Source organism: Vibrio sp. V42_P2S4T144, assembly GCF_009904715.1.
GTDB classification, from domain to species: Bacteria; Pseudomonadota; Gammaproteobacteria; order Enterobacterales; family Vibrionaceae; genus Vibrio; species Vibrio alginolyticus.
On sequence record NZ_WXWS01000203.1, the window covers coordinates 1 to 6,562 of the forward strand.

The window sequence follows — 6,562 nt, forward strand, 5'->3', positions numbered from 1 at the left end:
TCTTACTTTCGAAACTTAAGCTTCGAAGCGTTGCCGTGTCAGCGAGGTGGCATTATAGAGATTGCGATCACATTGGCAAGCCCTTTTTCTCGTTTTTTTTGATTTTTTTATCGTTCGGATAAATTTGCATCAAAAGCGGTCAAAAGAGCACGTTATTTCTACAGTTCTCTAAATTTATCTGCGAAAAGAGCCACTTTTTCCCAATTGGTGTACTCCACCTCTTTGGTCGTATCGGTTTCGCCACCCGTCATCGACATAATGAACCTAATCATAGTTCTGTCGAACCAGCTATAACGTGGGTAATAAAGTGCACCAGCAAAAACACCGATTAGCGTTGGTTTCCAAGGCGACTTAATTAGGAACTTGCGAATGTAGGCACTACCTTCAGGTGTATCCTTTCCTTGGTCCTCTTTACGAGCGGTTAGGTTTACGCAGAAAAATGCCACTTTATTTTGCTCCAATTGATTGAGGTTTCGCTCAATAAACTGGTATAGCTTTTTATTAAGATGGCCATAGCGAATAGAGGCGCCTATCAATACTCTGTCGTATTGGCTGAAGTCAATCGTCTCGACATTATGTAAATCCACCAGCTCACAATCGAAATCTGGAAGTTGTTCATCTATATAGTGGAGAATTTTTTTAGTCTGCCCTTCGCGGGAAGAGTATAGAAATAATGCTTTTGCCACGATTTCCCCTTAGCTACGCCAAAACGTCGGCGTAAGTAGAATAAGTAAGGTAAAGATTTCCAAACGACCAAACAGCATAGAAACTATTAATACCCATTTTGCTTTGTCGTTAACATCACCAAAGTGAAGCGCCACTTCTCCCAAGCCAGGACCGAGGTTGTTCAGAGTCGCAGCCACCGCCGAGAACGCACTGAGCTCATCCATTCCTGTTGCAATCAACCCCAACATACAAACCACAAATACCAATGCGTATGCGGAGAAGAAACCCCAAACCGCATCGACAACACGTTGCGGTAGGGCACTGCCACCTACTTTGATGGTGTAAACCGCGCGTGGATGGACTAAACGTTTTAGTTCACGCGCACCTTGTAAGGTAAGAAGCAGGATACGGATCACTTTCATGCCGCCGCCTGTTGAACCAGCACAACCACCTATAAAGGAAGAGAACAATAACAGCACAGGTAAGAAGAGCGGCCAATCCGCAAAACCTGTTGTCGTAAAGCCCGCTGTTGTGGATATTGATACGGTTTGGAACAGAGCCTGATCGAAAGCATCGTATGTCGATGTGTAAGAGTGATGTTTCAGTAATAATAGAAAGCAAATGATAAATAGCAGCACTTGAATAAACAAGAAGGCGCGAAACTCAGGATCTTTCCAGTAATACTTGGGATGTACGCCACCTGATGCAAATGCAGCAAAGTGCAGTGTGTAATTACATGCAGATATAAGCAGAAAAACCACAGTAATCAGGTTAATCGCGTAACTATCAAAATATCCGATGCTGGCATCGTGGGTAGAGAAGCCGCCAATAGCAATGGTGGAAAAGCTGTGACTGATGGCGTCAAATGGCGTCATACCAGCTAACCAAAAAGCCGAAGCACAGGCGATAGTCAGGCTCAAATAGATGTACCAAAGCGCCTTAGCAGTTTCTGCTATGCGCGGCGTCACTTTAGTGTCCTTGACTGGACCAGGGATCTCGGCGCGGTAAAGCTGCATACCACCAATGCCAAGTACTGGCAAAATCGCCACCGCTAATACGATGATTCCCATACCGCCGAACCACTGCAGTAACTGTCGATAGAATAGAATCGCTTTAGGTAACTCATCCAAACCAACAATAACGGTCGCCCCGGTCGTCGTGAGAGCAGAAAACGATTCAAAAAACGCATCTGTCACTGAGACGTTCGGGTTGTCAGCAATGAGAAAGGGGATCGAGCCTGCACTGCCAAGTACTGTCCAGAATAAGACGACAATAAGAAAGCCATCTCGAGCTTTAAGCTCGTGCTTATACCTGCGGTTTGGGTACCAACAAACGGCCCCACAAAACAGCAGAACAAAAAATGTCGTGACAAAAGGCACACCAGCACCATCTCGATAGATCAGCGCAACGAGTGCTGGCGCAAGCATAGTGACACTAAAGAGTGCGAGCAGTAGCCCGACGATTCGAATAATTGAACGAAATTGCATGGATAAATTGACTAGCGAAGCTGTCCCTGTTGCTTCCTGTTTTTCATTATTGTCCGTCTAGCGGAGTGACAATTGCCTTTGCCCCGCTTTTATTAATGATTGCTTGGGTAAACGCGCTCACTTCTCGAAGCTCAATTTCCACCACTAATACGACCTGATCGCTGTATTCAGCCTCGACTTCTATCGCACCAAATTGCGGCATGATTGATTGTGCGATCGGCATAAACCCATAGTCTAACGTTAGTCTGAGCTTTGTGGTTATTTTTTTCTCAATAGTTTGAAGCAGCTTGAGCGCTTGTTGTACCCCACCCCCATACGCTTTAACCAAGCCGCCTGTACCTAACTTGATTCCACCAGAGTATCGCGTGACCACAGCCGTGATCTCCCCCACACCAGATCCAGACAGCTGAGCAAGGATCGGTTTACCTGCCGTCCCTGAAGGTTCTCCATCATCACTAAAGCCCCACTGCATCGAATCTTCTGGTCGACTAGCAACAAAGCCCCAACAGTTATGTCTAGCATCAGCGTGTTTAGCTTTGATTTGATCAACAAATGCTTTTGCAGCTTCGATACTTGGCGTGTGTGCCAAATAAGTAATGAAGACGCTCTTTTTAATTTCTTCTTCAAATTGAGCGGGCTCTGCTGGAATCAGATAAGGCTTGTCATTCATAGGATTATGGATTCAGGTTTATTTGCCTGAAGTCTATCACGAGTGTGATTTACCCGTCGCATAAGATCTGCCACAGCGCACAATGTTAAACACTTGTTTAAAAAATGTATTGAAATTAGACAATCCACGATCCAAACTAACTTTACTGGTCAAACCAGAACAAAAATAAAACGACTTCCTCGATACCTATTTGCCGAGGTACACGGCGTCGTTGAAATAGGTATACAGACAATCCACGATTGTATGTCATGGAGATAGACAATGATTTACCAAGCCGAAACCCTACAGGTAAAGGAAATACAAGATGGTATTGCAGAGCTAAGCTTCTGCTCTCCAAAATCCGTCAACAAACTCGACCTAGCGACATTGGAATCGCTAGATAAAGCTCTTGATGCGCTCATTGCCCATCAAGGCCTCAAGGGGTTGTTGCTCACTTCAGATAAAGACGCATTCATTGTAGGCGCAGACATTACCGAGTTTTTAGGTCTGTTTGCTAAAACGGATGCCGAGCTCGACCAATGGCTGCAATTTGCTAATAGCATCTTTAACAAATTAGAAGACTTACCCATTCCGACCATCTCAGTGATCAAAGGCCACGCTCTTGGTGGCGGTTGTGAATGTGTGCTAGCAACAGACATGCGTATTGGTGACAAAACCACCAGCATCGGCCTACCAGAAACGAAACTGGGAATCATGCCGGGCTTTGGTGGTTGTGTACGCTTACCTCGCGTTATTGGCGCAGACAGCGCAATGGAAATCATCACCCAAGGTAAAGCATGCCGAGCTGATGAAGCATTGAAAATTGGCTTACTCGATGCTGTTGTAGAGACTGATGCTTTATACGAATCAGCACTACAAACTCTTAACTCTGCAATTAACGAGAAACTTGACTGGCAAGCACGCCGAGCACAGAAAACATCTCCGCTAACGCTGAGTAAGCTTGAATCAATGATGAGCTTCACCATGGCGAAGGGTCTGGTGGCACAAAAAGCAGGTCCTCACTACCCTGCCCCAATGACAGCCGTTATCACGATTGAAGAAGGTGCTCGCTTTGCACGTAATGAAGCGTTAGACATTGAACGTAAGCACTTCGTGAAACTGGCTAAATCGGAAGAAGCAAAATCACTCGTTGGCCTATTCCTTAATGATCAATACATCAAAGGCATTGCGAAAAAAGCAGCGAAGTCAGCAAGTAAAGACACGCGACGTGCAGCCGTATTAGGTGCAGGTATCATGGGTGGCGGCATTGCTTACCAATCAGCGCTAAAAGGTGTGCCAGTCTTGATGAAAGACATCGCACAAGCGTCGCTCGACCTAGGCATGACTGAAGCATCTAAGCTGCTGAATAAACGCTTATCTCGCGGTCGCATTGATGGCTTTAAGATGGCGGGTATTTTAGCGTCAATCACACCGAGCTTACATTACGCAGGTATTGAGAACTCTGATGTGATTGTTGAAGCTGTCGTTGAAAACCCGAAAGTAAAAGCAGCAGTTTTAAGTGAAGTTGAATCCCATGTCGGTGACGACACCGTTATCACCTCAAACACCTCAACGATTCCTATCAACCTATTGGCAAAATCACTAAAACGCCCAGAAAACTTCTGTGGTATGCACTTCTTCAACCCAGTGCATCGTATGCCTCTTGTTGAGATCATCCGTGGTGAGCACACCTCTGATGAAACCATCAATCGTGTTGTGGCGTATGCTGCGAAAATGGGCAAATCACCAATTGTCGTTAATGACTGCCCAGGGTTCTTCGTTAACCGCGTATTGTTCCCATACTTTGGCGGCTTCAGCATGCTACTTCGTGATGGTGCTGACTTTACGAAAATCGACAAAGTCATGGAGCGTAAGTTTGGCTGGCCGATGGGACCGGCGTACTTGCTTGACGTAGTCGGCATTGATACCGCGCACCACGCACAAGCTGTGATGGCTGACGGTTTCCCTGAGCGTATGGGTAAACAAGGTCGTGATGCGATTGATGCACTGTTCGAAGCAGACAAATATGGTCAGAAAAATGGTAATGGCTTCTACAGCTACACCATAGATAAAAAAGGTAAGCCGAAGAAAACCTTCTCCGAAGCGATCTTACCGGTACTTGCTGACGTTTGTGCCGATAAGCAGGACTTTGACGATCAGACCATCATTCAACGTATGATGATTCCAATGATCAACGAAGTGGTGCTGTGCCTACAAGAAGGCATCATCGCGACTCCGCAGGAAGCAGATATGGCATTGGTTTATGGTCTTGGTTTCCCTCCATTCCGCGGTGGCGTATTCCGCTATCTAGACAGCGTGGGTATTGCTGAATACGTTGAAATGGCAAAACAACACGCCGAGCTAGGTGCGATGTACCAAGTACCGCAAATGCTGATTGATATGGCGGCGAAAGGTGAAAGCTTTTACGGTGCACAACAGCAAGGTTCTATCTAAGGAGGGATTCTAAAATGACTAATCAAACAAGAAATGTTGTCGTAGTCGATTGTCTACGTACTCCAATGGGTCGCTCTAAAGGTGGTGCTTTCCGTCATACACGAGCAGAAGATCTATCTGCGCGCCTAATGAAAGGCATTCTTGCGCGTAACCCACAAGTGAACCCAAGCGAGATTGAAGACATCTACTGGGGCTGTGTACAGCAAACACTAGAGCAAGGCTTTAACGTTGCACGTAATGCCGCGCTACTCGCGGGCCTGCCGATTGAAATTGGCGCCGTGACGGTGAACCGCTTGTGTGGTTCATCAATGCAAGCGCTTCACGACGGTACACGTGCCATCATGACTGGCGATGCTGAAATCTGCCTAATTGGTGGCGTTGAGCACATGGGGCATGTGCCAATGAACCACGGTGTAGACTTTCACCCAGGTATGTCAAAGAACGTAGCAAAAGCTGCGGGCATGATGGGCTTAACGGCTGAAATGCTTGGTAAATTACATGGCATTAGCCGTGAGCAACAAGACGAGTTTGCCGCTCGCTCTCACGCTCGTGCGCACGCAGCAACCGTAGAGGGTCGTTTTAAAAACGAAATTCTACCAATTGAAGGCCACGCCGCTGACGGCACCCTGTTCACTCTAGATTACGATGAAGTGATTCGCCCTGAAACATCCGTTGAAGGTCTATCTCAACTTCGCCCAGTGTTCGACCCTGCAAACGGTACAGTAACAGCCGGTACATCATCGGCTCTGTCCGATGGTGCATCAGCGATGTTGATCATGAGTGAAGAGAAAGCTAATGAACTTGGCTTGAAGATTCGTGCACGTATTAAAGGCATGGCCATTGCGGGCTGCGATCCTTCTATTATGGGTTACGGTCCTGTACCTGCGACGAAAAAAGCGCTCAAGCGTGCCGGTCTTTCAATTGAAGACATGGATGTGGTTGAGCTAAACGAAGCATTTGCCGCGCAGTCTCTGCCGTGTGCTAAAGACTTAGGCCTGCTTGATGTTATGGATGAGAAGGTCAACCTTAACGGTGGTGCGATAGCATTGGGTCATCCACTAGGCTGTTCTGGTTCACGTATCTCAACAACGTTGATCAACCTAATGGAAGCGAAAGACGCGAAATACGGTCTGGCCACCATGTGTATCGGTTTGGGTCAGGGCATTGCGACAGTATTTGAACGACCATAACAGTTCAAGACGTTGTTGTAGTGATCGAGCCAACAATCATAAGCAAATGAACTAGTACTAAAATTTTTAGTATTACACTTAAGGGCGACAATTGATGTCGCCCTTTTTGTTTTACA

General features: G+C 46.4%; 5 protein-coding genes. 2 read left to right on the forward strand and 3 right to left on the reverse strand.

All coding sequences use genetic code 11. The annotated features are described in order from the left end of the window. Positions 1 to 158: 158 nt before the first annotated feature. Genes hemG through CAG68_RS06970 form a run of 3 tightly spaced genes read right to left on the reverse strand, consistent with a single transcriptional unit; the run spans position 159 to position 2,823 of the window. On the reverse strand, positions 159 to 686 hold the full coding sequence (hemG, locus tag CAG68_RS06960; protein WP_005378894.1) for a menaquinone-dependent protoporphyrinogen IX dehydrogenase: 528 nt from the start codon (positions 684 to 686) through the stop codon (positions 159 to 161). 9 nt (positions 687 to 695) lie between these two features. Further along, complete coding sequence (locus CAG68_RS06965) at positions 696 to 2,153, reverse strand: TrkH family potassium uptake protein (RefSeq protein ID WP_005378893.1); 1,458 nt, start codon at positions 2,151 to 2,153, stop codon at positions 696 to 698. 46 nt (positions 2,154 to 2,199) lie between these two features. Then, positions 2,200 to 2,823 carry a YigZ family protein gene (locus CAG68_RS06970; protein WP_025768945.1) on the reverse strand — a complete coding sequence of 208 codons (624 nt, stop codon included), beginning with the start codon at positions 2,821 to 2,823 and terminating at the stop codon, positions 2,200 to 2,202. Positions 2,824 to 3,084: 261 nt separating this feature from the next. On the opposite strand from CAG68_RS06970, the gene fadB reads away from it, so the two are divergent. Both fadB and fadA read left to right on the forward strand, forming a co-directional pair. Continuing rightward, on the forward strand, positions 3,085 to 5,256 hold the full coding sequence (gene fadB, locus CAG68_RS06975; protein ID WP_161440964.1) for a fatty acid oxidation complex subunit alpha FadB: 2,172 nt from the start codon (positions 3,085 to 3,087) through the stop codon (positions 5,254 to 5,256). Between the two features lie 14 nt (positions 5,257 to 5,270). Further along, a complete protein-coding gene (gene fadA, locus CAG68_RS06980) occupies positions 5,271 to 6,446 on the forward strand; it encodes an acetyl-CoA C-acyltransferase FadA (protein ID WP_006743176.1) in 1,176 nt (391 codons plus the stop codon). The last annotated feature ends 116 nt before the right edge of the window (positions 6,447 to 6,562 follow it).